The sequence below is a fragment of the Pseudovibrio denitrificans JCM 12308 genome (genome assembly GCF_001310815.1).
In the GTDB taxonomy this organism is placed as follows: Bacteria; Pseudomonadota; Alphaproteobacteria; order Rhizobiales; family Stappiaceae; genus Pseudovibrio; species Pseudovibrio denitrificans.
In genome coordinates, this window is the sequence record NZ_BAZK01000002.1 from 64,884 (window position 1) to 91,003 (window position 26,120).

The following is a 26,120-nucleotide window of genomic DNA, read 5'->3' on the forward strand; positions in this document are numbered from 1 at the left end:
CTGACAAGAGCTTACCGCAGGCAGACCCTGTTTGCCCTTATCGCATGGCGCTCTTTGTGACCCGTGACAATCACAGTTGAGAAGGTTCTCATGCGCATTCTGGTTTCACTCCTATGCTTGCTTGCGGTTGCCAAAGGGCTGCCTGCTTATGCCGTGAGCTGGCAGGCGACCGGGAGTGAAAAGGAACTGTTGCTGACCAAGGGCGTTGGTGGTTTGACGCTGCTGCATAACAGGGCGGGGAAGATCCATCGTTCCACCCGGGCAGAAATGTCCAAGAGTGCGCTCATCAACTCACTGAGTGCAGAGGCCCTTGCGGGCAATGCGCAGGCTGTCTTTGGACTGGCTGTTGCGCATGAGATGGGCCATGGGGTGCCGCGTGATTTGCCGGTTGCCATGGAGCTTTATGAGCGAGCGGGTGAGATGGGGCTTGCCGCAGCTTATAACAATTTGGGCGAAATCTACCGGCAGGGGAAGCATGGTGAAGCTGACCCTGTGAAAGCGCGAGAGCTGTACCAGCTTGCAGCGGATTGGGGAGATGCCTGGGCGCAGAACAATCTGGGTCTTTTGTATCTGCATGGCATTGGTGTTGCCCGTGACCCGAAGCTGGCCTTTTATTGGGTGAAGGGCGCAGCCATGGCAGGGCTGATGCAGGGTATTGAGAACCTTGCTGGCCTTTATCGTGACGGTGTTGGTGTTGAGCGGGATGCGATGCGCTCTCGTGCGCTTTATAAAAAGGCGATTGCATTGGGTTCCATTGATGCGCATGTGCCGCTGGGCGAACTGCTTGAGAATGGGGATGGCGGGAAGGCTGATCTGATGGGGGCCATTCGTCATTACCGGGTTGCCGCTGATGCAGGGCACCTGCTGGGGAACCATTATCTCGGCACGCTTTATGAGGATGGTGTTGGCGTTCAGCGGGATCTGGAGCTGGCGTTTTATCATTATGAGCGGGCGGCGAAGCGTGGGTTGGCCCGATCTCAGTTTGCTCTTGGGCGGTTCTATCTGCTTGGGCAGGGAACGAAGCCGAACCTGAAGAAAGCCATTGGCCTTTACAAAGCAGCTGCCAAGCAGGGCAATGCGCAGGCATTGAATGATCTAGGTGTGCTTTATGAAAATGGTCGCGGGGTTCCGCAATCCTACGAGTTGGCACTGGAGTTTTATACGGCGTCCTCTGCCCGGTTTCCGTTTGCGCTGACCAATGCGGGGCTGCTCTATCTCAATGGGCGCGGTGTGCCGCAGGATATTGAGCGGGCCAAGGATCTGTTCCGGGAGGCATCCGAGCGCGGTGAGCCCGTGGGGGATGTGCTGCTGGGCAAAGTCTATTTGCAGGGCTTTGATGAAGAGCCAAACCCGAGTGAAGCGGCGCGGATGTTTTTGCTTGCAGCTTCCAAAGGCGTGCCCGAAGCCTTTTATCTGCTGGGTTATTGCCATGAGAGCGGGCGGTGTATGGACCGCAATCTGGTGAAGGCTCGTGATTTTTATAAGATGGCGGCAGAGCAGGGTTATCGGGATGCGGAGCGGGCGCTTAACCAGCTTGAGTGGCGGTTGCGAACCCAGCCACACAATTAAAGCGTATCGCTGAAAAGTGGTGGCCGGTTTTCAGATAAAGATACGCAGAAGCATAGACAAAAAGAGCCGGTTTCAAACCGGCTCTTTTGCTTCATCGGGAGAGGTGAATGTTATTTGCTGGTGCCGCCCTGATTGGCTTTGTCCAAGGGCACTGGGCGAACGATGTTGAACCAGAAGTCAAAGGTATCCAACATGCCGAGCAGATCGGTGAGTTTGGAGGCTTCTCCATCAACTGAGATCATGCCGGATTGGATCGCTTCTTCAAAGGTTTCCATGCCAAGCATGATGTTGTCGAGGGTGCTTCTGTCCATGGTGACGGTCGCGTCTGCATTTTCCAGCTGATAGCCTGCGATGTGGCTGAGTGCTGCGTTCTGCAGTTCCATGGCGTACTTCTGATCTGTGTCCGGGAAGACCCAATTCAGTTTGATTTGCTGGTTGCCTGCCTTGGTGTTGTTCAGGCGCATGGCCGCATAGTCGAACAGTAGGTCGATATCCATGGAGCGGATGATATCGGGGCTGGCGGTGTCGACAGCGGGCAAGTCTTCAATGCCACTGCGCAGCTCCTGTGCACCTGACAGATAGAAGTTGCGCCATGGGCCGGACTCTGCTTGATAGCCGAGCTGCTCCAGTGCATCTGCCTGCAGCTTTGCGGCATCTTTGTTGTCCGGTTGGGCGAAGACCAAGTGGTTGAGCACTTCCACAACCCAGCGATAGTCGCCTTCGTCATAGGATTCCTGGGCTTTTTGCAGGAGGACGGCTGGACCGCCCATGAACTCAACGTACTTAGGGCCAGAGATGCGTTCCGGATACTCGTGCAGGGTGGCCGGGTTGCCGTTGAACCAGCCGAGATAGCGCACGTAGGTGGATTTGACGTTGTGGTTGAACGAACCGTAATAGCCGCGTGCGCTCCAGTCGTGCTGCAGGGTTTCCGGCACTTCCAATATCTCTGCAATCTCCGTCATACGGAAGCCGTGGTTTGCCAAGCGCAGAGGCTGATCGTTGATGTAACGGTAAAGATCACGCTGATTGCGCAGGTGCTCCATTATCTTGTCATTGCCTGACAGATGCCAGTGGTGCGGGGCAAAGAGGATCTCGACATCCTTGCCGTACTTGTAGATGGCCTCGTTGATGTACTTGGACCAGCCCAGAGGATCTCTCAGTTTTGCGCCACGCAATGAGTATGTGTTGTGCATTGTGTGGGTGGCATCTTCAGCCGTGCACAGGGCTTTGAGCTCTGGAATGTAGAAGAAGAACTCAGAAGGGGCTTCAGAATCCTGCGCCATCCAGAAATCGAAGGTGAGGCCGTCGATAGTGTGGGTCTCGCCATTGTCCTTGATGATGTCCGTTGGCGGAATGAGGGTGACGGTGCCGGTTGATGTGGTTGGACCGAGGCCTGCCCCTACTTGTCCTTGTGGGGAATGGGGCAGCAGGTTGCCGTACATGTAGGAGGCACGTCTGCTCATGGCGTTACCGGCCATCACGTTTTCCGAGACGGCGTGTTCCATGAAGCCTTCCGGGGCGTAGACCTTCACTTTGCCGTTGATCACGTCCTGCTCATCCACCACGCCGCGCACGCCGCCGAAATGATCGACATGGCTGTGGGTGTAGATGATGGCTTTGACCGGCTTCTTGCCGCGTTGCTCGTAGTAGAGCTCCAGAGCGTAGCGGGCGGTTTCCTCGGAGATCAGCGGGTCCACGATGATGATGCCTTCGTCGCCTTCAATGAAGGTGATGTTGGACAGGTCTGCCGCGCGGACCTGGAAGATATGCTCCGACACCTGGAAGAAGCCGCTGAGCAGGATGAGCTGGGATTGACGCCAGAGGCTTGGGTTGACAGTTTCCGGGGCGATGGAGCCTTGCATGATGAAATCGAACTTGGAGAGGTCATAGACGATCTCGCCCTTGGCATTCTTCACCACACCGCCATCTGGCAGAGGGGCGAGATAGCCGGCCTGCGCATCCTTGAAGTCTTCCTCATCAGCAAAGGGCAGCTGCTTTAAGATGTTCTCATAGATCTCACCTGTGAAGCGCGTTGCCGGGTTGGTGACGGTTGCAGCCATGGTTGCTGTGAGGGACAGGGACCAGGCCACGCTGACACCAAGGGATGTGCATAGGATTTGGCGGGCAAAGGATTTTTTGGTTTTGTTGGGCGTCATTCCCGACCTCCGGAGTAGAGTTGCCCCTTCCTTATCGCGTTGCAGTTAAGGGGGAGGCTCAACCACTGTTTGAAATGAGGTTTTTGGTTGCTGAAGGCCTAATCACGCGTCGCAACCTTGGGTTATTAAGTTCAGGGTTTGTGTGGTTTTGATTGACTTCCGATTTGAGGGGAGTGAATGATTGCCTAGTTATATTTAAGGGTGCTGTTTCAATGATTTCGCGCGTTCTTTCTGCCTTTCTCCTGACCAGTGTCTGCATGGGTTTTGCGCAAGGCGTCTGTGCGGCTCCCTATGCAGAACAGGAACGTGTGGCGGGTTTGCGTGAGGTGTTGGAACAGCGCGGCTATAAGCGCTCCGTTCTGGAAGAGCATCGCAGCAAAGTGGAGAGCATCGACTTTGATGAGTTGCGGCTGCGGGCGGAGCAGGGCGATGTGAATGCGCAGTACCAGCTGGGGGAGTCGTTCTGGCTGGGAGACGGTATTGCGCTGGACTACGAGCAAGCGCATTACTGGCTGACGAAGGCGGTTGAACAGCAGCACGTTGATGCCAAGGTCCTGTTGGCGATCATCTATGAGCGTGGGCACTTTGTGGTGCCGGATCCTGAGCGGGCGGCGGAGCTTTACTTTGAAGCTGCACAACTGGGTGATGATTGGGCACAGGCGCAGCTGGGGCGGCTCTATGTGGATGGCGAAGGCGTTCGTAAGGATGTCGCCTACGGACTGAAGATCCTGAAACAGCTTGCCTCTCTTGAGTATTACGTGGCGTTGGATTTTCTTGGTGACTTTGCCAAGGAGGGGATCCTGGATGGCTCTCCGGATTACGAAAAATCTGCTGAGTATTACGAGCGTGGCCGGGAGGCGGGGAGCGATGTAGCCGCCTCGCGATTGGCTGAGCTGATTTATGACGGGCATCTGGGTGAGGTTGATATTGAGCGCGTGCTCAGCCTGCTGGAGGAAGAGCTCGGACATTCCTCTCCCGGCGCTGCGTCGGATTTGGCGGATATCTATCTGGAAGGGCACGATGTTCCCAAGGATGTTGCCAAGGCGGTTGAGTATTTTGAGCTGGCAGCTGAGTGGGGCTCCTCTTACTCGCTGGTGAGGATTGGTGAGCTTTACGAGGAAGGTACGCTCGGGGAGCCCGATTATGGGAAGGCCGAGGAGTACTATCAGCTTGCCCGTAAGCGGGGGAATGGAACGGCTTCGGGCTATCTAGCCTATCTCAAGAGGTATTTGACGCCTGAGGACAGCACTCCTGAGGAAGTGATTGCACTTTATGAGGAAAGTGTCCTGCGAGGTGCCCGGTCTGGTATGGTTGGACTGGGGGATTGCTTCCGCGATGGTTACGGCGTTGAGACTGATCATGCCAAGGCGCGGGAGTATTATCTGCAAGCGGTGGAGGTGGGGTCTTCACTGGCTCTGGTGCGGCTGGGGAATGTTTATGATGAAGGCCTTGGCGTTGAGAAAGATTATCTGAAGGCTCGGCAGTACTATGAGGATGCGATTGCGGAGGGGTACACCAACGCGAATGCGGATCTGGCGTTTCTTTATCAGCAAGGGCTGGGTGTTGAGAAAGATGACCAGAAAGCCATAGAGCTATATGAGGTCGCGCGAGAAGGAGGAAGCACCTTTGCTGCGTATCGCCTTGGTCTTATCTCCTATTATGGGGATGGAGCAGAGCAGGATTACTCACGTTCGTTGAAGATGTTCCATGAAGCAACGCGTGGCGGCAGCAAAAGTTCCTACGATTATCTTGGCTACCACTATCATTATGCGCTGGGCGTGAGGGCGGATTATATCGAGGCGCGGTATTGGTACGATGCGGCGCTTGCTGCCGGTATTGATGATGTGAAGATCGATCTGGCGTTTCTGGAAGAGGATGGTCTTGGTGGACCTCGGAACAAAGCCCGCGCCAAGCGTCTTTACAAGGAAAGCAGCGAGATCAACTCAGAAGCGCGCTTCCACCTTGTTCGTATGGAAGATGAAGCTGACATTCTGGACTTAAAACAGGATGAGCATGTTGCGGCCTATAAAGCTGCGATGGAAAAAGGCAGTCAAGCCGCCAAGCTTGAACTTGCCAGCATTTACTTGTTCTCATCGGACAAACACAAGGATGTCGAGGCTGCAAAGCAGTTGCTGCAGGAGCTCGCGGACGAGGGCTATTCAGATGCCTACGTCTACATGGGGGCGTACTACGATGAGGTGAGCCCAGAGCAGGACAATGCAGTGGAGCATGCCGTCAAATGGTTTAGCAAAGCGGCGGGCCTTGGGAGCCACTATGCTGCAAAGCGACTGGTCTGGATCTATGAGAACAATCCCCCTGATGGTGAACGTCCAGATAAGTTGGCCCATTGGCGTCAGGTGCAGGGGCTGAATGGGGATGCTGTTGTAGCGCTGGAGGCGGCGCAGGATCTGGAATACAGCCAGATTGATCAGGACTTAAAACTGCAGGAGCGGCTATACACTGTTGCGGCAAATGCTGGTCTTTTACAGGCGCAACTGGACCTTGCCAGGAAGTACATCTATGGCTCTGAGTTCCCCGGCAACTATGAAAGAGGCGTTGAGATATTGCGGGAGGCAGTTGGCCTTCATGGTCCTGCGCAAGCCTACGAGATCACCCATCGGCTTTCCGGTGGGATGACGGTTGATGAGATGCTGAAGACGGATGGCATCAGCAGAGACTGGGACAGGAAGCATCTGACAGCAGTGAACCTGTTTTATGGTCTAACAGTGCCGAAAAACGTTGAGTTGGCAGAGAAACTGGTTCGCTCTGATCCGGATCGCTGGGTGTATTCTCCAGAAGCGCGGTATACCCTTGCCAATATTGTTTTTTCCAAGCAGACACCTGCTCAGGCTGAAGTTGAGGAAGCCCTGCAGGCTTTGGAGATCTCCGCAAACAGTGGTTACATCAGTGCGCAAAGAAAGCTGGCGGAGCTTTATGAAGAAGGGCGCCATGTTGAGCAGAACTATCGTAAAGCGGGTATGTGGTATCGCATTGCTTCCTCCAAAATCCCGTCCCTTAAGATCCATGTTGCAAGGTTGATCCTCAATGGAAAAGTAGAAGCCAACTATGGTGAAGATGCCTTGGACATTTTGACGAGTGCGGCTGAGCAGCAAGACTTGCTGGCGATTGAGTTGCTGATTGAGTATTGGGCAGACAAAGAGCCTGATGGCTATGAGCACAAGCGATGGACGCGCCGGTATAAAGCATTGAGCGGTCCGTCTTCTTAAACGTAGTGGCTTATGTGTTTTTGTTGAAGCGGACCATCAGACGTTCTGAGGGATCCATTCTGACAAACCCGAACTGACTGAAAAGTTCGTGGGCTTCAACTCTTTGCCGGGTGGTTAGCACCCGGCAAACAAAGACCGAGTAATCGTGCGGACTGGTGCTTCTAGGTGGTCTGGTAGACCGTTTTGTTGTGGCGCTCCATCATTCGATCTGGTGTGCTCAATGGGGTGAAGCCGAACTGTTTGTAAAGCTCATGCGCGTCTGCTGTGGCTAACATGAAACGGCGCAGGCCTTGCAGGTCCGGGTGTGCGTCGATCGCTTTCATGAGCTTTTTGGAAATGCCTTTGCCACGCTGGGCCGGGGTGACAAAAACGTCCGCCAGATATGCAAAGGTGGCTTGATCAGTCACCACGCGGGCGAAGGCCACCTGTTCTCCGTTTTCCAGATAGGCGCCAAAGCAGATGGAGTTGGCAATGGCTTTGTCAAACGTCTCTCTTGGCAGACCTTTGCTCCAATAGGCCTCTTCTGAAAGAAACTGGTAGATCTTGTTCAGCTGTAGTTTGTTCTTATCGGTTGAGATTTCAAGTTCAAGAATTTCTGTCATTTCAGTTGCTTAGTTAGGAGGAAGCTTGCAGGCTGGTTTCCGGTTTGGGTGCACGGATCATCAGGAGGATGCCTGCGGAGAGGAGGGTAAGGAGCGCGGAAAACTGGATCGTGTTTCCGAAGGAAGTGATGCTGGCCACAGTGCCTGTGGTCATGTTGCCAATCAAGCCGCCGGCAAAGAGCGCATTGGTGTAGTAAGCCGTGGCGATGCCGGGTCTGTGGGGCGCGTAAGACTGGATGAAGGTGAGGCCAAGCCCAACGTTGATGCCGTAATAGAGCCCTTCTAGTGCACAGAGCAGATAGACCTGTGTTGGGTCAGTTACCCGAACGATCAGCAAGAAGAAGAGTGTGCCGAGCATTGCTGAAAACAGCATAGCATTTCTCTGCCCGATCTTTTGAGCAGGTTTGACCACGAAGAAGATCGCAATCACCTCCACAAAGCACTTTACTGAGAATGCCAGCCCTGGTGTTGCGGTTGGAAAGCCCATTTCCTCAATGAAGAAGACTGGCCCTGCTGACACAAAGGTGGTGTTGGCGGCTGTGAGCGCAAAGATCGGCAGACAGGCAAAGATGAGCGCAAACGGCACGGGCTCGATACCGCCGCCATTGCTGGTTTTTATCGGATGGTGTGTGGTGAAGTCTTTGGGAACGATCATGGCGCCCATGGCCAGCCACAGAACGCTGAGCACGCCAGCGGTTGGGAAAATGGAGCTGACACCAAAGATGCCATAGAGCGTGAAGGCCAGCGGTGTGCCGATCATCCAGCCTAAAGACATGGAAATGCGCAGATGGGAGTTGAACTTGGCAGGCTCCCGATTGGTTTGCTCTGCAAACAGGCGACCAAAAGAGAACATGGTGGAGAGCACTCCGCCAGAGACTCCCATAAGCGGCACACCAAGCAGCAGTATCCAGTAGGACGGAATAGCGGACTGCAGGCCCATGTTGAGCATGTAAAGCGTGGTGCACAGGATCAGAATTGGCTTCAGACGGGCACCCGCATCAATGCGCGCGCCGAAGTAACGGTTTGAAAACAAGGTCACAATGGTGGAGCTGGCGATGTAGATGGCAAGCTTCCAGGCTGGTTCGCCCAGCTCTGTCACCACATAAGAGCTGTACAGCGGAATGAGACAGGCCACGGCCAGAGAGCCGATGAGCATGTACGCATGAATCAAAAAGGGAAAGCGATCCAGCATTGCCAGAGCAGCGGGAATAGAGCGCATGGGAAATCCACGGGTGATGGGAAAAGATTAACGAGAAACGAGGGGATGTACGTATTGATACATCTCCTTGCAGGAAATGCAAGCAGGGAGATGTTGGAGAGCTCTTTTGCGTGCGTGTTGGGTGCGGGTGTGAGCTTAAGAGGTTTGTGCGAGCTGCTCGCTTTGTGGTGGCTTGATCACCAGCAGGATCAGGGTGGCTAAGGCTGAGAGGACTACGCTGCTCAGGATCGTGTTCTGGAAGCTGGTGTAAGACGCGACGATACCGGTGAGGATGTTGCCGGCCAGCCCGCCAACGAAGATGGCGTTGACGAAGTACGAGGTTGCAATGCCGGGTTTGTGGCGAGCGTAGTTCTGGATGAACGTGATGCCAACGCTGGCACAAATGCCATAGTACATGCCCTCGATGATGCAAAGCATCAGAACCTGATTGATGGAGGTGGCGCTGGTGATGGTGGCGAAGAAGAGCAAGGCGCCCAAACCGGAAAGCAGCATCATGTTGCGCTCGCCAATGCGCTCTGTTGGTTTGATGGCGAAGTAGATGATGACGACTTCGAACAGGCTTTTGGTGGCAACTGCCCATCCGGGAACAGAGGCTGGCAAACCCATCTCTTTGATGAAATAGACTGGTCCGGCTGAGAAGAAGATGCTGTTGGCTGCTGATAAGGCAAACACAGGAACACAGGCGATCAGCAGCATGGCTGGGACTGTATCAGCAGTGTTGCTTTGCTGGGTTTGCTTTTTGATGTGTGTTTTGAGCGTTGCCGGAATGAACAGAAGACAGAGAGTGAGCCAAATGAAAGCAGAGGCAGCTGCAGCAAGGTGGATTTCTCTGAAGCCATAGGTGCCGTAGAGCAGGAAGGCTACTGGTGGACCGAACACCCAGCCCAATGACAGGCAGATGCGCATGTGGAGGTTGAAGGTGCCCGGATGGCGCCCGGTCTGTTCTGCAAACAAGCGGCCCGTGGAGTACATGGTCGACAACGCGCCAGCGCTGATACCGATGAGTGGGATGCCGAGAATGACGAGGGTTACATAAGACGGGGCTGCGATCTGGATGAGCGCATGGAGCGTGAAGGCGCAGATGTTGATGAGGAGCAGCGGCTTGACCCGATTGCCGGCATCAATGAGCCCACCAAAGACGCGGTTGGTGACGAGAGACACCAAAGAAAAGCCGCCGATGACCAGCGCAAGGTTGAACGCTGGTTCTTCCAATTCCTCAATGATGTAAGTGCTCAGCAAAGGGATTACGAAGGCAATCGAAAATGCGCCAAAGAACATCACTGCAAAGAATAAAATCGGAAACTTATCAAGTCTTTGTAAGGGACCGCTAATAGGATTCAAGAATAACTCCACGCCCTGACCTTGCAAATATTGGTTTCGGGCTAATTGCTCTAATACTACGTAAATTACCTGATGGGCTATGCGTGTAAAGTGAGCAATTTTAAGCACAAAAAAACCCGGTTCTGGACCGGGTTTTTCTGGATATCGCGTATATCTAAGCCTCTGGAAGATTATTGATTATTGCTGACTTAGTATAGCTGAGCTGGATTAAGGTTGCATTCCGTAGGGTTGACTTGGAAGGCCGCCTTTGGGCCAGCTCAACCTCGAAGCAGCTTGATTTGCCTGTGCATTCAGACCGCTTCGAGTTTTGCTTTTCGCGTTGTCTTATCCGGGAACTGCTGAGCAGTTCTGTCGGATAGTGCTTAGTTCTTGGACTTGTCGACCAGCTGACCAGCGGAGATCCAAGGCATCATGCCGCGGAGCTTTGCGCCAACTTCTTCAATTGGGTGCTCGTCGTTCAGGCGGCGGGTTGCTTTGAACTTCGCGCCACCAGCCTTGTATTCCTGGATCCACTCAGAGGTGAAGGTACCGTTCTGGATTTCTTCCAGGACGCGCTTCATTTCTGCTTTGGTCTCGGAGGTCACGATGCGTGGACCGGTCTGGTACTCACCCCATTCAGCAGTGTTGGAGATGGAGTAGTTCATGTTCGCGATGCCGCCTTCGTAGATCAGGTCTACGATGAGCTTCACTTCGTGCAGACACTCGAAGTATGCCATTTCTGGTGCGTAACCAGCTTCGGTCAGGGTCTCAAAGCCTGCGCGGATCAGCTCAACCAGACCACCGCAGAGAACTGCCTGCTCACCGAACAGATCGGTTTCACACTCTTCGCGGAAGGAGGTTTCGATGATGCCGGAGCGACCGCCGCCAACGCCGGATGCGTAAGCCAGGCCGAGGTCTTTTGCGTTGCCGGTTGCGTCCTGGTGAACAGCGATCAGGCATGGTACGCCGCCGCCCTTCTGGTATTCACCGCGTACGGTGTGGCCTGGGCCTTTTGGTGCAACCATCAGAACGTCGATGGAAGCTTTTGGCTCGATCAGACCGAAGTGTACGTTCAGGCCGTGTGCGAATGCGATTGCAGCGCCGTCACGGATGTTGCCTGCGATTTCGTCTTTCCAGATGTCTGCCTGCAGCTCATCAGGAGTAGCCATCATCATCAGGTCTGCGTCTTTTGCAGCTTCTGCAACGGTCTTACAGGTAAAGCCGTCTGCCTCAGCTTTCAGACGCGTGGTGGAACCTTCGCGCAGAGCGATGGTGATGTCGGTCAGACCACTGTCTTTCAGGTTCATTGCGTGTGCACGGCCCTGGGAACCGTAGCCAATGATGGTGACTTTCTTGTTTTTGATCAGGTTCAGATCGCAATCGCGGTCGTAATAAACGCGCATGGTATTACCCCTTGTTTCCCTCGTGCCTTTCCCAAAGCACGTATGGTTTGTTTCTAATTCCGTGCTCCGTAGAGCTGTATGAACTGTTTGACTGCTGTTTGGGCAGCCAATTCCAAGTCTTTTGCTGATGCCTGAGCGGTGCCGCCCAGAAGCATGCGGATGTGCTGGTCGCGGACAACCAGCCCGTAAAGTGTGCTGTAGGCTTCCTGCGGGTCTTCGCAGTGCAGGTAGCCAAGTGTGCATCCCTTTTCCAGCAAAGCTGTGGTCTGTCTGCCAATGCGGGCGCGGCCACTCTTTTCGAGGATGGCGCCGAGACCGGTTTCAGATTTGCTGGCTTGCCCGATGGCAAGTCTGTTCAGGGCCAGAGAGACGTCACCGGAGATGGTCTCCAGCAGGTTTCTGGCAAATTCTTCCAATGCGGCACGCAGGCCGTCTTCGCTCATGTTGGCTGCAGGATCAGCACCCGGAATAACCTTGGAGGCTTGACGGGTGACGATTGCGGCCAGCAATCCATCGCGATCTCCAAACCACTTGTAGAGACTCTCTTTGGAGCATCCCGCAGCACGGGCGATCGCAGCTGTTGTCAGCGCTTTTTCGCCACCTTCCACGAGCAGCTCCAAAGCTTTGTCCAGCACCGCACGCTGGCGGTCTGTAAAGTCTGGTTGTTCTGGCTCAGTGGACATATGCGGTTCTAATTCCAGCGGTTTGGCTTGTTTGATTTTCTGTACCGTACGGTACGGTTCGGTTATGACGCAGAATCGAAATGGATGCAACAGGAAAGTGAGGGGAAATGCAGAGTTGACGCAATAAAATTAGGTGTCTTTAGGTGAGCTTGGTTTGATCCTTTCAAAAGCACGCAAAAAAATGCCCCGAAGGTCTGTGCTCCTCCGGGGCATTGCTGATCTGAACCAAAGTCAGTTCAGTTGGGGGCTCTTAAGTTAAGCATGCGCCGCGTTTGAGTTGACGGATGCTTCCTTGTTCTGATCCATGCCGCGATCCACTTTCCATGGGCGATACATTTCCAGTGCGATCATGACGACGACGAGGGCTGCTGCGGTGATGAGGCCGAGCATCCAGAAGGGCAGGGATGGGAACAGATCAGCGTAGGTGATCTTGCCGAAGCTGCCCATGTCCAGCACGCCGTCGATGAGGGATTTGTTGTAGCCATAAAACGCTGCGCCCATGATGCCGCCGATGACGGTAAGCCATGCGTCTTTGTAGCCGCGGCCAATCTGGGCGAAGACTGTGCCCGGGCAGGCGCCAGCGATGGCGATGCCAACACCCAGGATGGTGCCGCCGACGATGATGTTGCCGACAACGAAGCTCTTTGGATGCAGTTCAGCAAGGCCGAGTGCCGTCAGGCCAGAAAGGGCGACCAGACCGGTGGCTGTGGCTGCGAGGAACATCTTGAGCATGGTGTAGTCTTTGAAGAGGAACTGACCGATGAGAACGCCGGGTTCCATGACACGGGACTTTTCCAGTGCGATGCCGAAGATGATGCCCATGGTGAGGCCGAGGATAACAAGCCAGAAGATTTCCATGTGACCTCTCCTTAGGATGCGCGTTTGTAAAGAAGGTTGGCTGCGACGATGCCGCCTGCGAACATAGCTGCAACAGCAACACTGGAGCCAACGCCAAGCTGTGCGAGGCCGGAGATGCCGTGACCTGATGTGCAACCGCCTGCGATGCGGGCACCAACCAGCAGAACGAAGCCGCCGATGAAGCCTTGCAGAAGTCGGATGACTGGTGCTGAACTTGCGCCGATGGTCTTCCAGCTTGGAGACGAGAAGCTGGCTTTCCGGCCACTGGCTTTATAAGAAATCAGCGCTCCCAGAGCGATACCGATGACCAGTGCGCTTTGCCAGAAGTACTTGTCCTTGGACATGTACTTGGCGAAGTACTTGATCTCCGTGATGCTGGAATCGAAGAGTGAAAAGATGAAACCGGTGCCGGTGACGAAAGAAGATGAAGCGCCCAGTGCGGTATCAACCAGCAGGAAAGCCGGGATTTGCAGGAGCCCAATAATTATGCCCGCCAGATAGGGGGACCAAACGTTTTGCCTGAGAAGATCCAATTGATTGCCCTCCGATCTCTCTTTAATTTAGAATATTAATATATACTAATAAACTAAAATACAAGAGGAGTTTGCAAGAAATTGTGGCTTCGCTCGGACAGCTGAACTTATCGTTTTCGCAAGATTTTCCAGCCTTTGCTCAATGCAATCAAATGCGTTGGTTAGGTTGTTTGATGAGCAGGTGATGAAGTTCTCCGGTGATTTTAAATATTGGAAATATGAAATTCATACTCCGAGTATTGGTTATTGTGAGACCTGCGTTTTCCTTCAGGATGTAGCTGCTTTGCATTTGGGAGGGATAATGTCTTTATTTGAGTATAAGGGAAATGATGCTCGGCAGCTTATGTCCGATGCTTTGGATTTGATGCTTTATAGCTATCATGGGTTGGATGATGCGCTTGGGAGTGCGTATCAGGCCAATGGCTTTTCGCTGGCAACGCTGGTTGGAACCCTTTGGGGCACTGAAGATCAGGCAGGCTTGCTGAGCGGGGAGAGTGAGCAAGCTGCACGTGACCGGATTGAGGAGAAGGGGTGGACGGTCCTTTCTGCTGAAGACCTTGGTTACGAGGGTGCTCTCGTTGATCACAATGGGACGTTTCAGGGTGAGACGTTCAAGTTCAAGGATGCGCAGGCAGACGTGCTGGCCAAGTATGATGAGCATGGCAATGTTACTCAGGTGGCCTTGGCGTTTCGTGGAACGACGGGAACTCTGGACAATATCGTTACTGACACCATTGGGGACGTGATCGACTATCTTGAGTTCTTTAAGGATGAGCCGCATTACGTGGAAGAGGCGTTTGGTGGGCTGCTTGCTGCGCTTAAAGACCTCATGGTGGGGCATGGTCTGGATGGTAGTGACCTGATCGTCACCGGGCATTCTCTGGGTGGTGGTGCTGTTGCCAACATGGCAGAGCGCAGCAACGACTGGCTGGATGGGTTTTTCGTGAATGCCAATTACATGGCGTTCGCCAGCCACTATGCGCCGGAGGATGGTGCTGCGGTGTTGAGCAGCGGAGCTGAGCTCTTCAGTTTTGATCTGGAGAATGATCCGGTACCATCGACGATTTCTTCCGATGGTCTGGATCTGACCGGCAATGACACAGACTATGGCTACGACACCAGCAATATCGTCATCTTCAATGATTGGTATGATACGCCGCTGTTCTGGGATGGTGGTGGTTTGCTCAACCTGCCAAGCTGGTCAGCGCATTTGCCGTTCAACTACAGCACGGCGTTTAACGCCATAAACGCCTCTGAGTTTTACAGCGAGATGAACCGAGACAGTGTGGTGATCATCTCCGGGCTTTCCGATCAGAAACGCGATGATACGTGGGTTGAGGATATTCAGATCCCGCTAGATCCGACCGGACACCATGGGCAGGATGCCTATATTCTTGGGTCAACTTCCAACGATTTGTTGCGCGGCAACGATGGTGATGATGCGCTGGAAGCTTTGCCGGGAATGATCATCTGCGCGGCGAAGATGGGAACGATCGGTTGCTGGGTGGTGCTGGTGATGATGTTCTGGAAGGCGGGGACGGTAATGACGTCCTCCATGATGGAGCTGGCCGTGACTTCCTTGTTGGGGGGGATGGTGCAGATATATTCTGCTTTGCGGATGATGGCGTGAAGGATGTGATTGACGACTTCAAGGTTGGCGAAGATACCATCGATCTTTCAGCAGCTGGGGTAAGTTCGTTCTCACAGCTCGATATCGACGAAAGCCTGCTCGGTGGCTGGATCACGATCTCCTACGGCAATGATGTGCTGGAGGTGGATACAGGGTGGTTGTTCACCTACAGCCTGAGTGCTGAAGACTTCGTGTTTGCCTGATCAACAACAGGCTTCTCTCGCTGATTGGGCGAGGGAAGCCTAACTCACAGTCGCAGAGGCTCTTGTTTGAGCCCGATAGGCCCGTTCGTTCTTCAGTAACTGAGGAGCGTTGAGGGTGCTGATGGGGACGGATTTGTCCTTCGGGATGTCATCGGTCACCTGCAATGAGAGATAGCGAAGGCAGCATACACGTAGGAAGCTGGTGAAGTTGCTGAGGTCATGTCCGGCTTCAATGGACTCGTTGTGCAAACGGGTCAGCAACTGGCCGACAGACATGTCATCTCGCCGGGCGATTTCTTCCAGAATGGTCCAGAAGTAGGTTTCAAGCCGCACGCTTGTGACCATGCGGTCAATGCGAAGGGAGCGTGTGGTGCTCTCCCATAGGTCAGAATCTGCCTTGATGAACAGCTCGCACATGGTCCCCTCCGCCTTATCTCGTGCTATGCCTCAAGCATAGGCAGGCTGGTTGAGCAGGGCAAGGAACTGCTTGAGCCATGCTGGGTGAGCTGGCCATGCAGGGGCTGTCACCAGATTGCCGTCTGTGACAGCATCTGCCACATCGATATCGGCAAACTTGCCGCCGGACATGGTGACCTCAGGTGCGCAGGCTGGGTAAGCGGAGCAAGTTCTGCCTTCCAGAACGCCAGCCGCAGACAGAAGCTGTGCGCCATGGCAGATGGCGGCGACGGGTTTGTTTTCAGCGAAGAAGTGGCGGACCATGTCCAGTACTGCCGGGTTCAGGCGCAGGTATTCAGGTGCACGGCCGCCTGGAATGACGAGTGCGTCATAGTCTGCTGGATTGATGTCGCTGAAGGTGGCGTTGAGAGTGAAGTTGTGACCGCGTTTTTCGGTGTAGGTCTGGTCACCTTCAAAATCATGGATGGATGTTGCGACGGTGTCACCGGCGTTTTTATCCGGGCAAACGGCGTGAACATCATGACCAACGGCGCCTAGTGTTTGAAATGGCACCATGGTTTCGTAATCCTCGGTGAAGTCACCGGTGATCATAAGAACTTTCTTTGCGGACATGTTTCCCTCCCAGATGTCGCTGTGAGGGAAACTTAGCAAGGGATGGGACTGAGCGGGTAATAACGTATTACTACATAGCCCAGTCACATCTTGAGGTCTTAGTCGACTTCGTTGGTGGAGAGTGAAATCCAGCGCTTCAACTCTGGCAGATCAGAGCCTGCAGCGGTGCGGTCATTTTCCTGCAAGGTGGATGTACCGAACTGGAAGAATGCGCCAAAGCGGAATTCATGGACGACTGGTTCATCGGACTCATCCCCTTTGATCTGGAAGTCATGACCGTTGTAGGATGCGCTGAGGCCAACTGGCAGAGCAGTGAAGTTCTGCTTGAACTCGGCACCCCAGCTGAAGATGTTGACTTCTCCGTCACGTGCATCGCCCGGGTTTGGACGGTTGTAACGGTCACCATTGACGTAAGACAGAGAGCCGGTCAGCTTGGTGTTTGGCGTGAAGTAGTAGCTTGCACCACCGCGTGCGAATAGGCCATTGTCGATGGTTTCGTACTGATCATCGTCGCCATCAAGGAAGCCAGCCTGACTAAACAGGGTGATGTCCTGAATGTAGTACTGACCTTCAAGACCGATGAACTGGAAGGTCTTGTTGGAGTCGTCGTCGCCACCGTCAACAGTTGCGCCGCCACCTGCGAAGACGCCAAACAGGCCTTGCTGCGGGTCTTTGTAGGAGAAATGAACAGCACCCAGACCGTCGCGCAGGGTGTTGTCGCCGTCTTTGGCGTCGAACTGATAAAATTCGATATCACCGTCTACCTGCAGGCTGAAATGCTGGAAGAATGGGATGGCGTAGGAACCGTAAAACCCGAGGTTTCTGGCTGGTGATCTTTGGTGTCAACCTGATCAGCCTCAAGATATGTGCGGCCAACGTTGACGCCGACGAAGCCGCCAGCCTGCAGCTCTGTTGGTGCTGAGGTCTGTGGCGCGGCTTCCTGCGCACTGAGGGGATGTGCGGCGAGGGCAAGTGGCAAAGCTACGAGATACAAATGACGCATGGTTCTATTATTCTTGATGGGGGTATCCTTAGGGAATGTCTAACTTAGCAGAAATCCTTACCTCGGCAATTTGAGGGTAATAAACTATTAGTTATCGTTACGGAGTGTTGCCAATTTGCACGGTGGGTTCAGGCGCCATTATTTTCATTGTTTCATAGGCTTGATGTGATTTTGGTCGATAATCTCTGATTTTCTGTCTGTGTATGAAAGTTACTGTCTAGGTAGTCTTCTTGTGTTCTTTGCAACCTATGCGGAGCGGGTGATTTAGTTCAAAGGTCGCTGATTTCTTCTACGGTTTGCACTCTGCGTTGACTTTAAGGTGCTTGGTACATCTTGGAGTAGATCAGACATGACGCAGTTTTCTCAGATGCAGTCTGCCTCAAAAGACGCGCTGGCCAAGCAGATCGGGCAGCTGAAGCAGCGGGGTGTGCATTCGGTTATCACGCAGGTGCCGGATATGAATGGACTGCTTCGCTGTCGGCTTCAGCCGCTGGATGGTCTGGAAAAGGGGTGCTCCACTAACTCCTCGCTCTATCTCATCCCTCATGGTGATGGACAGCCAGCGGGGGAGTTGATCTACGAGTCTCCGCATGTCTGGTATCACACCGGCTTTGGCAATCTGCACAGTCTGGCGGACAGCAATACGTTGTTCCAGTTGGGCTGGCGGCCTGGGATCAGTGAGGTCTTGCTCAACTGCTTTAACCGGGATGGGACGCGCTTTGTGTTGGATGTGCGTCGGCCTCTTGAGATGCTGGAGGAGCGGCTTGCTGAGATGCGGCTGACCATGAAGGTTGGTCTGGAGTTTGAACTTGGGATTTTCCATTTTGACCGGGCGCTGGTGGAGGCTGGAGAACATCACAAGCTGAAGCCATTCGGGCATTCCTTGCAATATGATTCCGTAAATCGTGATCCTGACTACATGGACCTGATGGACGATTTCCGGGAGCGGATGGAAGGGCTTGGGATTGGTGTGTCTTCCATGGAGAGTGAGATTGGCTGGGGGATGTATGAGGTTGCACTTGAACCTGCGACTCCGTTGCAAGCCGCTGATAATGCAGTGCGGGCGCGGCATCACCTGAAGGAGCTGTGCCGGGAACGGGGGCTGATTGCCACCTTCATGGCGCGCTATCAGCCGATGGGGCAGGATTCAGCCAATGGCACCCACGTGCATGTGAGCCTCTACGATGAGATGGGGCACAACATTTTTTATGATAAGGACGCTGCGTTGAGTGAGCAGGGCCGGTATTTTGTGGCGGGCCTTCTGGCGCAGATGAAGGCGTCGCATCTGGCGTTTCGGCCAACGATCAACTCCTACCGGCGGCTTTCACGGTTTACGGGATGTCCAGAAGAGGTGTGTTGGGGGGAGGAGCACCGGGTGAGTGCGGTGCGGGTGATCTCCAGCCCTGATCCTCAGGCGATCCGGTTGGAGCATCGGTGCTCAGGTGCTGATACGCATCCCTACATCATTCTGGCACTGATTGGTGCCGCTGGGCTGGATGGTCTTCAGCAGCGGGAGGAACCGCCAGCGATGCTGATTGGAGATCCGGGCAAGGATGAGGATCTTGTGAAACTGCCGCGCTCTTTGGAGGAGTCGCTTGAGCTCTTCCGGGAAAGCGAGTTTGTGCAGCAAGCGCTTGGGGTAGCTTTGGCAGATCAATATGCGCGGAGCCGGGAGAATGAGCTGAAGGCGTTCCGGGCGTGGATTGAGAAGGACATCACCAGTTTTGAGTTCCTGCGATATTTCGAAGGTGTTTGAAGCTGTGCCCAGGCACTAAAAAAGCCTGCGGTGCGGGGCACAGCAGGCTTCCTTTGAAACTTGATAGGCTCTTATAGCTCGACTGGCTCTCCAAGCGCTTTGCGGAAACGGCGGACGCTTTGGGTGAAGCCGTGTTCCAGAGCATCGGCGGTGAAGCCGTGGCCGATGGAAACCTCTGAGATGTAAGGTACGCGCTCGATCAGGCTGGCAGGTTTTCAACGGTGAGGTCGTGGCCTGCGTTGACCATGAGGCCAGCAGCTTTTGCAGCTTCTGCTGTTGCGACCACTTTCTCCAGCTCAACCTTTTCAGCTTCTTTGTCAGAATGGCACGCGCCGTAAGGGCCGGTGTAGATCTCGATCCGCTCTGCACCTGCTTCAGCTGCGAGCGGTGGCTGGCTTGGCTCTGGGTCGACGAAGAGCGATGTGCGTACGCCCCAGGACTTTGCCTGAGCGATCACGTCTTTCAGAAGATCCATGTTCTCAGAAAAGTCCCAGCCATGGTCTGAGGTCTGCTGGGATGGATCGTCCGGTACGAACAGAACCTGTGTTGGGCGGACTTCTTTCACCAGTTCCATGAAGCGCTCATCCGGATAGCCTTCGAGGCACAGCTCCTTGCCGTGCAGTTCCTCGCGCAGCATCTTGGAGATGTCTTCAACATCCGTGCGGCGGATGTGGCGCTCGTCCGGGCGTGGGTGCACGGTGATGCCTTTGGCTCCTGCGTTGAGGGCGAGGGCTGCCAGATGCGTCACGCTTGGCCACGGAACGTCGCGGCGATTTCGCAGAACAGCTACAGCGTTTACGTTGACGGATAAGCGACTTGGCGTCTTCATGGGGGCTACTCTTTATTGAGTTTGTATTTTAAAATAAAACGGCGTCTTCACAGACTTGCAAAAGACGCCGCTTAATATCAATAGGACAAAATTGTCCTCTAACTGTTAAATTTCGTCGTGAAGATCTTTGAGACCCTGACCACCACGTGCAAGTGCGGCAACACCCGTACGCGAAACCTCTACGAGGCCCAGTGGAGTGAGGATTTCAATGAACTGATCGATTTTATTTGTACGGCCAGTGATCTCGAAAACGAAGTGATCAATGGTTGCGTCAATAACAGTTGCCTTGAATGCTTCTGACAGGCGCAGTGCTTCCAGACGCTTTTCACCTTCACCGCGCACCTTAATCAGGGCCAGCTCGCGCTCAAGCGGCTTTTCCTGATTGGAGTTCTTTGCAGCCACTGTCAGGTCGCGGACGATGTGAACCGGTACGAGGCGGTCCAGCTGGTGGCGGATCTGCTCAATTACCTGCGGAGTACCGGTGGTGACGATGGTGATGCGGGACACGTGCTTTTCGTGTTCTGTTTCAGACACGCTGAGGCTGTCAATGTTGTAGCCACGGCCAGAAAACAGGCCGATCACGCGGGCAAGAACACCCGGCTCGTTATCTACAATGATTGATAGAGTATGTGTTTCCAAAACATCGCTGGTCTCAGCTAGGAAGTAAGCTGATAGTGCGTCAGTTTTTTGTGCGTTCATAATGAATCTCCCAGCTTTATCCTATACCAATGACTTGCCTGCGGTGTCGATGGCATTTGCGACGGCTTCATCAGTTGCTTCGTCCGGCAACAACATTTCGTTGTGGGCTTTGCCTGACGGGATCATCGGGAAGCAGTTGGTCAGCTGAGCGACGCAGCAATCGAAGAGGACTGGTTCAGGAGATTCAATCATTTCCTGAATAGCATCATCCAGTTCACCCGGCTTGGTCACGCGGATGCCTTTTGCACCATACGCTTCTGCCAGTTTTACAAAGTCAGGCAGACTGTCGGTGTAGGAGTGGGAGAGGCGGTTGCCATGCAGCAGCTGCTGCCACTGACGAACCATTCCCATGTAAGAGTTGTTCAGGATGAACGTTTTTGGTGCGAGACCGTGCTGAACGGCGGTCGACATTTCCTGAATGTTCATCAGGATGGAGGCATCTCCTGCAACGTTGATGCACAGTGCGCCCGGATGAGCGACCTGAGCACCGATGGCTGCTGGCAGGCCGTAGCCCATGGTGCCAAAGCCGCCTGAAGTCAGCCAATGGTTTGGAGATTCAAAGCCCAGGTACTGAGCAGCCCACATCTGATGCTGCCCAACCTCGGTTGAGATGTAAACGTCTTTGCGGCCTTTGATGGCTTCGTTCAGGCGCTGCAAAGCGTACTGAGGCATGATGACGTCATCGCTGTGGCGATAGGACAGACAATCTCGGGCACGCCATTTGGCAATCTGCGTCTGCCATCCCTTCAGCTCTGGCTGGGAATGGAAGCTGGACGCACGCCAGATGCGAACCATGTCTTCCAGAACGTGAGCAACATCGCCAACAATTGGCAGATCAACGTGCACGATTTTGTTGATGGACGATGGGTCGATGTCCACGTGGATCTTGGTTGAGTTCGGAGAGAAGGCGTCCAGACGGCCTGTGATGCGGTCATCAAAGCGTGCACCGATACAGATCATCAGATCACAGTCGTGCATCGCCATGTTGGTTCATAGGTGCCGTGCATGCCCAGCATACCGAGCCACTGTTCGCCAGATGCCGGATAAGCGCCCAGACCCATCAGGGTTGAGGTGATCGGGAAGCCAGTCAGATCTACCAGTTCACGCAGCAGCTGGCTTGCAGCCGCGCCGGAGTTGATGACGCCGCCGCCGGTGTAGAACACAGGGCGTTTGGCTTTGGACATCAGCTCAACAGCCGCGCGAATGGCGTTCATGTCGCCTTTCAGCTGTGGGCGGTAGCTCTTATGGTTGCTTGGATTTGCCTGAGGGCCATCGTAGGTGCCGGTTGCAAACTGAACATCCTTTGGAATGTCAACAACAACAGGGCCCGGACGACCGGACTGAGCAACGTAGAAGGCTTCATGCAGAATGCGTGGCAGATCATTAACGTCCTTCACCAGCCAGTTGTGCTTGGTGCAAGGGCGGGTGATGCCAACGGTGTCACATTCCTGGAAGGCGTCGGAGCCAACCAGATTGGTTGGAACCTGACCGGTGATGCAAACCATCGGGATGGAGTCGAGCATCGCGTCTGTCAGCGCGGTGACCATGTTGGTTGCGCCCGGACCAGAGGTTACCAGAGCAACACCGGCTTTACCGGTGGAGCGTGCATAGCCTTCAGCAGCGTGGCCTGCACCTTGCTCATGACGGACGAGGATGTGCTGGATCGAGTCCTGCTGGATCAGCTCATCATAAATGGGTAGGACTGCACCACCAGGGTATCCAAATACATGTTCCACCCCGTTGTCCTTCAGCGCCTGGAGAACCATTTCAGCGCCTGTCATCTCCCGTTGCATCATCAAGTCCTTGTTGCCTGTATCTGCTCGTTTCGCCCGATTGAAGGGTGTGCAATCAATCCAGCTGTTTGTTTTGCAGAGTTGCTCTTTTGAACATCTCTGCGAATTAGCCATAAAAAAAGGAGCCGTTTGGCTCCTTGTGCGCGTCTAACCGTTCCGAGTGAGCTAGCTCACTCCGGCGACGCGCTTCCCACCACGATAAGAAGAATTGAAGTTTGCATTCTGGTATTGGGAGCCTCAGGGCTCCACTCTCCCTTAACATAATTCCAACCGTGTAAGAGATTACCGCGCTTCACCATTGAATCGCTCAGGTAAACTCTAAAATTCGGGGTGAGATTAGGCTTAGATACGTAAAAGCGTCAAGTGGCTTCTTCTTAATGTTGCGCCGCAATGACCTCTTGTTTTCTTGAGTTATCTGCAAGTGTCGGGGTGCTTTGCGAAAGTTGCGCAACGTCAGAAGATGCTCGTTGTGTTTGCATCAGGTTCTGCCGGTGCATTTGGTGCGCTTTAGAGAACCCGCAGAATTGTGCGATTTTGCAGTGCGGTGGCGTCTTATGTCTTTCGGTTGCAGTGCAGTGTTCTACCTCTCCTGTTTGCAGGTGTAGGAGGGAGCAGTACAATTTTGGCGTGGAGTGGGAGTTGGACTAATTACTAACAGGGCTAACAACCTCAAATTGGATTGTTTTTTCGCATTTCACACTCTGGAATTGTATTTGTGCTGCCAAAATTCGTAGATTTGCATAGGTTAGTCTGGGATAAGTTTACTTTACACAAGACATTTTTGAAAAGTTGCAGTTAGGGCCTTGCGCTCTCGCAAAAGGCTTTATATACACCCGCCATCGCTTCGGCGGGAAACGTTTGGGTGTATAGCTCAGTTGGTAGAGCATCTGACTCTTAATCAGACGGTCCCGGGTTCGAATCCCTGTGCACCCACCAAGCGTATCACGTCATGTGAGCCCGTAGCTCAGCTGGTAGAGCAACTGACTTTTAATCAGTAGGTCCACGGTTCGAACCCGTGCGGGCTCACCATTTTCTCCCCGAAAATTGGTGACTGTTTCACAAAGGCTTATAAGCCTGTGATGCTTGTGCGTAGCTTATTTCAACTGCTCGCCTCTTTCTCTCAAATTTCCTTATTTGAATTTTGCTGATCGTGTCTTAGCGAGGTTTCATGCCGCGTTTTGTTATCACTGGTGGTTTAAGGCTTTGCGTTAAAAGCATGTGTTATGTGATGCATTCTTATTGCCTTTAAGAATGCATCGATGAAGTAGGTTTCCCCAATTAGTTGCCGTTTGAAAAGCTTGATGTTGAATTACTACTTGTTGTCAGTAAAGGTTTGATCGCCCTCCAGGCAGTTCCGTCTTCAAGCTCTGCCAGCCGCCATTGGCGCCACGCAAGATCGTGGCACCATTGAGTTCTGTCCGGTCTTATTAAAGGATCTTCAACTTGATGAGAGCACATAGGCCAGGCTACAGATCCTATATCACACACAACTGTTGGTATTCCTGCTAATACTGCCTCTACTGCTGTAGTTGAGCAGAATGTTACTACTCTATCAGCATGATCAAAATCATGTTGAAGACTGTTTTCAGATAATTTGGCTCCGACTGGGCAAGGTGTTGAGGACTCCGGGTGAGGTCGATATATTACTTCTAAACCCATTTTTATCAGTCGGTCGGTCTGTTCTTGAGCCCAAGTAATAAAGTCTGTCCCCATCAGTGAAGCATCGCTGGGTACTTGCCCGATTAGAAGCGCGATGTTGCCTGATCTCTTTCGCCAAGGTTTGAGGTGATGTGAAAAATGCAGCTGCCAACGTTTTCCGTGATCGGGAGCTTTGATAAAGCGTCCTCGATTATTGAAGCCATCAACAGCTAAGCTATACCATTCATTTCGAGGCTGAATAAATCCACGTTCTATCACAATAATTTTGCGTCCAGTTTCAGTCATATCAGCAATAATTTTTCTCTGCTTCCATGACCACATCACCGCAACATCTGCTTTTGTGGGCTTGTTACCCCTACCGCGCCTTGTGATGACACCGTCTTTGGACATTGCGCGCCTTAGTGCCAGTCCTGAACGGAAACTATACCATTTTCGACGTAAACGTTTCCAGCCCCACGGCCATGGATATGCTTTTGGATAGGTGTGAAAACTTACTTTCATAGTATTCTGTCTCGTTGCTCATCTGGCGTGTTCACCTTGTAAAGAGATCTTGAAGTGTACTCCAGACTTAATTTCCAGAATCGGCCATGTCACAAAAAGAGAGCTGGGCTGTCTATTAAGGGCAGGGTGAAACTCGGTCTATGAGATTGGCCTTATGCCTTTTCCGGGTTGTGTGAGGTTTAGAATTACACCTTATAGGTTGTTAACAGGCGCGCATCGCGTTTCAGGTTGTGTTGTAAATCTGCAAAGTGTGTACGGTGAAGTGGTGTAAGTATCTGGAGCATATCAAACTTTTTTAGTTGGTTTGAGTGTTGTTACTAAAGGTTGTAAGCTTCAATTTATACAACCCATAAAATTGCGTTGGTTTTCCAAAAACAAGAATATCCGTAGCGTCAATCGTATCGAAACGGACAATTTCTCTCGAATTAAAGTTGATGTCAGAGTTCTGGTGCAGTTCTACTGTGCCCGCTGTGATGTGCTGCTGAAATTATCTGGAGGTTTGTCTGTAATACATTGAGGTGTGGCGGATGTATTACAAGAATACACGACTTGAACATCTTGATGGGCGTCAGGATTTAACGCCTGTTTGGAAATACTGGAACGAGCATAGAAAAAAGATTTTTGGCAGGGCGTTTCACCTTACGGGTGGTGACATGGATGCTGCCGAGGAGTTGATGTCAGCAACCATCATCAAGGTGGCGTCTCATTTTGAACAGCGCCCCCTGAATATGCGGGAGCCGATTGCGTTCTTCATGTATGCGCTCAAGAACGAGTTCATCAGTCAGTATCGCAAGAAGCGCTATGAGTATCAGTTTAGGGATGGCGAAAAGGATGTTTATGATGAGCACCTTGCCAACGCTGAAGTGGAAGCGGCACCGCAAGAAGTTCTGTTGGTGCAAAAGGAAGAGCTTGCATTGATTGGCAAAACGCTGGAGCGGCTGCCAGTTATCTACCAGCAGATTTTTTCTCTCAAGTTTGCCGAGGATCGCAGTTACAGCGATATCTCGGAGGAGCTGAACATCTCTCAGGCGCTGGCGCGTAAGCGGGTGCAGTTCCTGCGTGAAAAGCTGCGGGATGCGCGCAAGAAGAAGCGCAGACGGTTCAGTTGATCAGATTGTGTTCACAGGAGAGATGTGAGTGCGTCTCTCCGAATAGTTAACGATTTCAGACTGCGAGGGCACTAGCATGGCGGAAGAGACTGTAAATGCTCAGGTGACGGATGCCGTTACCCAGACAAATGTGAAGGTGGTGGGCGAGGCGCCCTCTCAGGCAATCGCTAATTTGTATCAGGTGGTTAGCAATGCAACGGGGCTCTCGGTGCAGAATGCGACCCATGCCCAGCAATCCATGAACCAGATCTCGACAGCCGTGGTTTCCAAGGGCGTGCAGCTCATTATGGAGATCGGCCCGACGTCTGGCTCTGAATCTACCCCATCAGGTGGCTAGTT

At 53.2% G+C, this 26,120-nt stretch carries 20 protein-coding genes, 2 tRNA genes and 2 pseudogenes; 10 read left to right on the forward strand and 14 right to left on the reverse strand.

What is annotated here, in order from left to right:
- Positions 1-63: 63 nt before the first annotated feature.
- Entirely contained in the window at positions 64-1,569 is a 1,506-nt protein-coding gene (locus JCM12308_RS01975) for a tetratricopeptide repeat protein (RefSeq protein WP_128647314.1), read from the forward strand.
- Between the two features lie 110 nt (positions 1,570-1,679).
- Here JCM12308_RS01975 and JCM12308_RS01980 read toward each other — a convergent pair whose 3' ends face one another.
- Entirely contained in the window at positions 1,680-3,725 is a 2,046-nt protein-coding gene (locus JCM12308_RS01980; RefSeq protein WP_054782708.1) for an alkyl/aryl-sulfatase, read from the reverse strand.
- 212 nt (positions 3,726-3,937) lie between these two features.
- Between JCM12308_RS01980 and JCM12308_RS01985 the strand changes: the two genes are divergently transcribed.
- Positions 3,938-6,952: a tetratricopeptide repeat protein gene (locus JCM12308_RS01985; RefSeq protein WP_054782709.1), complete on the forward strand. Its 3,015-nt coding sequence runs from the start codon at positions 3,938-3,940 to the stop codon at positions 6,950-6,952.
- Between the two features lie 161 nt (positions 6,953-7,113).
- Here JCM12308_RS01985 and JCM12308_RS01990 read toward each other — a convergent pair whose 3' ends face one another.
- From JCM12308_RS01990 to JCM12308_RS02020, 7 genes are all read right to left on the reverse strand, one after another.
- Positions 7,114-7,554 carry a GNAT family N-acetyltransferase gene (locus tag JCM12308_RS01990; RefSeq protein WP_054782710.1) on the reverse strand — a complete coding sequence of 147 codons (441 nt, stop codon included), beginning with the start codon at positions 7,552-7,554 and terminating at the stop codon, positions 7,114-7,116.
- A gap of 13 nt (positions 7,555-7,567) precedes the next feature.
- Entirely contained in the window at positions 7,568-8,773 is a 1,206-nt protein-coding gene (locus tag JCM12308_RS01995) for an MFS transporter (protein WP_054782711.1), read from the reverse strand.
- 135 nt (positions 8,774-8,908) lie between these two features.
- Complete coding sequence (locus JCM12308_RS02000; RefSeq protein ID WP_208608812.1) at positions 8,909-10,114, reverse strand: MFS transporter; 1,206 nt, start codon at positions 10,112-10,114, stop codon at positions 8,909-8,911.
- 362 nt (positions 10,115-10,476) lie between these two features.
- A complete protein-coding gene (gene ilvC, locus JCM12308_RS02005; RefSeq protein WP_008548157.1) occupies positions 10,477-11,496 on the reverse strand; it encodes a ketol-acid reductoisomerase in 1,020 nt (339 codons plus the stop codon).
- A gap of 53 nt (positions 11,497-11,549) precedes the next feature.
- Positions 11,550-12,179 (reverse strand): TetR/AcrR family transcriptional regulator, encoded by a 630-nt coding sequence (locus JCM12308_RS02010; protein ID WP_008547454.1) that lies wholly within the window; start codon positions 12,177-12,179, stop codon positions 11,550-11,552.
- A 255-nt stretch (positions 12,180-12,434) separates the two neighbouring features.
- Positions 12,435-13,037, reverse strand: a complete 603-nt coding sequence (locus JCM12308_RS02015; protein WP_054782713.1) for a YeeE/YedE thiosulfate transporter family protein — start codon at positions 13,035-13,037, stop codon at positions 12,435-12,437.
- A gap of 11 nt (positions 13,038-13,048) precedes the next feature.
- Positions 13,049-13,570 (reverse strand): YeeE/YedE thiosulfate transporter family protein, encoded by a 522-nt coding sequence (locus tag JCM12308_RS02020; RefSeq protein WP_014286567.1) that lies wholly within the window; start codon positions 13,568-13,570, stop codon positions 13,049-13,051.
- Positions 13,571-15,067: 1,497 nt separating this feature from the next.
- Between JCM12308_RS02020 and JCM12308_RS33275 the strand changes: the two genes are divergently transcribed.
- On the forward strand, positions 15,068-15,403 hold the full coding sequence (locus tag JCM12308_RS33275) for a hypothetical protein (RefSeq protein WP_506344894.1): 336 nt from the start codon (positions 15,068-15,070) through the stop codon (positions 15,401-15,403).
- Between the two features lie 39 nt (positions 15,404-15,442).
- Here the strand turns inward: JCM12308_RS33275 and JCM12308_RS02030 are convergent, their stop codons facing one another.
- Both JCM12308_RS02030 and JCM12308_RS02035 read right to left on the reverse strand, forming a co-directional pair.
- A complete protein-coding gene (locus JCM12308_RS02030; protein ID WP_054782714.1) occupies positions 15,443-15,820 on the reverse strand; it encodes a ribbon-helix-helix domain-containing protein in 378 nt (125 codons plus the stop codon).
- A gap of 30 nt (positions 15,821-15,850) precedes the next feature.
- Entirely contained in the window at positions 15,851-16,432 is a 582-nt protein-coding gene (locus JCM12308_RS02035) for a DJ-1/PfpI family protein (RefSeq protein WP_054782715.1), read from the reverse strand.
- A gap of 227 nt (positions 16,433-16,659) precedes the next feature.
- Between JCM12308_RS02035 and JCM12308_RS28490 the strand changes: the two genes are divergently transcribed.
- From JCM12308_RS28490 to JCM12308_RS02045, 3 genes are all read left to right on the forward strand, one after another.
- On the forward strand, positions 16,660-16,911 hold the full coding sequence (locus tag JCM12308_RS28490) for a hypothetical protein (protein WP_174519166.1): 252 nt from the start codon (positions 16,660-16,662) through the stop codon (positions 16,909-16,911).
- A 204-nt stretch (positions 16,912-17,115) separates the two neighbouring features.
- Positions 17,116-17,265: a hypothetical protein gene (locus JCM12308_RS28495; protein ID WP_174519167.1), complete on the forward strand. Its 150-nt coding sequence runs from the start codon at positions 17,116-17,118 to the stop codon at positions 17,263-17,265.
- A 519-nt stretch (positions 17,266-17,784) separates the two neighbouring features.
- A complete protein-coding gene (locus JCM12308_RS02045; protein ID WP_054782716.1) occupies positions 17,785-19,191 on the forward strand; it encodes a glutamine synthetase family protein in 1,407 nt (468 codons plus the stop codon).
- Between the two features lie 71 nt (positions 19,192-19,262).
- On the opposite strand, the pseudogene JCM12308_RS02050 reads toward JCM12308_RS02045, so the two are convergent.
- The 3 genes and pseudogenes from JCM12308_RS02050 to JCM12308_RS02060 all read right to left on the reverse strand — a co-directional run bounded on the left by JCM12308_RS02050 (position 19,263) and on the right by JCM12308_RS02060 (position 22,512).
- Positions 19,263-20,020, reverse strand: a pseudogene (locus JCM12308_RS02050) (pyridoxine 5'-phosphate synthase).
- A gap of 105 nt (positions 20,021-20,125) precedes the next feature.
- Positions 20,126-20,719 carry an acetolactate synthase small subunit gene (gene ilvN / locus JCM12308_RS02055; protein WP_008547637.1) on the reverse strand — a complete coding sequence of 198 codons (594 nt, stop codon included), beginning with the start codon at positions 20,717-20,719 and terminating at the stop codon, positions 20,126-20,128.
- 21 nt (positions 20,720-20,740) lie between these two features.
- Positions 20,741-22,512, reverse strand: a pseudogene (locus JCM12308_RS02060) (acetolactate synthase 3 large subunit).
- An 860-nt stretch (positions 22,513-23,372) separates the two neighbouring features.
- On the opposite strand from JCM12308_RS02060, the gene JCM12308_RS02065 reads away from it, so the two are divergent.
- Together JCM12308_RS02065 and JCM12308_RS02070 are read left to right on the forward strand one after the other, a co-directional pair.
- Positions 23,373-23,448: transfer RNA gene (locus tag JCM12308_RS02065), tRNA-Lys, on the forward strand.
- A 17-nt stretch (positions 23,449-23,465) separates the two neighbouring features.
- Positions 23,466-23,541, forward strand: a tRNA-Lys gene (locus tag JCM12308_RS02070).
- 249 nt (positions 23,542-23,790) lie between these two features.
- Here JCM12308_RS02070 and JCM12308_RS27630 read toward each other — a convergent pair.
- Positions 23,791-24,561, reverse strand: a complete 771-nt coding sequence (locus tag JCM12308_RS27630; RefSeq protein WP_128647315.1) for a hypothetical protein — start codon at positions 24,559-24,561, stop codon at positions 23,791-23,793.
- A 638-nt stretch (positions 24,562-25,199) separates the two neighbouring features.
- On the opposite strand from JCM12308_RS27630, the gene JCM12308_RS02075 reads away from it, so the two are divergent.
- Together JCM12308_RS02075 and JCM12308_RS02080 are read left to right on the forward strand one after the other, a co-directional pair.
- The gene (locus tag JCM12308_RS02075) at positions 25,200-25,781 is read left to right on the forward strand and encodes an RNA polymerase sigma factor (RefSeq protein WP_054782717.1); all 582 of its coding nucleotides are present in this window, start codon (positions 25,200-25,202) and stop codon (positions 25,779-25,781) included.
- Between the two features lie 76 nt (positions 25,782-25,857).
- A complete protein-coding gene (locus tag JCM12308_RS02080; RefSeq protein WP_008547676.1) occupies positions 25,858-26,118 on the forward strand; it encodes a RebB family R body protein in 261 nt (86 codons plus the stop codon).
- Positions 26,119-26,120 lie beyond the last annotated feature (2 nt).

Excerpts from the sequence above, each read along its gene's own strand:
- JCM12308_RS01980 (WP_054782708.1), bottom strand. The coding sequence starts at position 3,725 with ATGACGCCCAACAAAACCAAAAAATCCTTTGCCCGCCAAATCCTATGC.
- JCM12308_RS01985 (WP_054782709.1), top strand. The coding sequence starts at position 3,938 with ATGATTTCGCGCGTTCTTTCTGCCTTTCTCCTGACCAGTGTCTGCATG.
- JCM12308_RS01990 (WP_054782710.1), bottom strand. The coding sequence starts at position 7,554 with ATGACAGAAATTCTTGAACTTGAAATCTCAACCGATAAGAACAAACTA.
- JCM12308_RS01995 (WP_054782711.1), bottom strand. The coding sequence starts at position 8,773 with ATGCGCTCTATTCCCGCTGCTCTGGCAATGCTGGATCGCTTTCCCTTT.
- ilvC (WP_008548157.1), bottom strand. The coding sequence starts at position 11,496 with ATGCGCGTTTATTACGACCGCGATTGCGATCTGAACCTGATCAAAAAC.
- JCM12308_RS02010 (WP_008547454.1), bottom strand. The coding sequence starts at position 12,179 with ATGTCCACTGAGCCAGAACAACCAGACTTTACAGACCGCCAGCGTGCG.
- JCM12308_RS02015 (WP_054782713.1), bottom strand. The coding sequence starts at position 13,037 with ATGGAAATCTTCTGGCTTGTTATCCTCGGCCTCACCATGGGCATCATC.
- JCM12308_RS02030 (WP_054782714.1), bottom strand. The coding sequence starts at position 15,820 with ATGTGCGAGCTGTTCATCAAGGCAGATTCTGACCTATGGGAGAGCACC.
- JCM12308_RS02035 (WP_054782715.1), bottom strand. The coding sequence starts at position 16,432 with ATGTCCGCAAAGAAAGTTCTTATGATCACCGGTGACTTCACCGAGGAT.
- JCM12308_RS28490 (WP_174519166.1), top strand. The coding sequence starts at position 16,660 with ATGGACGACTGGTTCATCGGACTCATCCCCTTTGATCTGGAAGTCATG.
- JCM12308_RS28495 (WP_174519167.1), top strand. The coding sequence starts at position 17,116 with ATGAACAGCACCCAGACCGTCGCGCAGGGTGTTGTCGCCGTCTTTGGC.
- JCM12308_RS02045 (WP_054782716.1), top strand. The coding sequence starts at position 17,785 with ATGACGCAGTTTTCTCAGATGCAGTCTGCCTCAAAAGACGCGCTGGCC.
- ilvN (WP_008547637.1), bottom strand. The coding sequence starts at position 20,719 with ATGAACGCACAAAAAACTGACGCACTATCAGCTTACTTCCTAGCTGAG.
- JCM12308_RS27630 (WP_128647315.1), bottom strand. The coding sequence starts at position 24,561 with ATGTCCAAAGACGGTGTCATCACAAGGCGCGGTAGGGGTAACAAGCCC.
- JCM12308_RS02075 (WP_054782717.1), top strand. The coding sequence starts at position 25,200 with ATGTATTACAAGAATACACGACTTGAACATCTTGATGGGCGTCAGGAT.
- JCM12308_RS02080 (WP_008547676.1), top strand. The coding sequence starts at position 25,858 with ATGGCGGAAGAGACTGTAAATGCTCAGGTGACGGATGCCGTTACCCAG.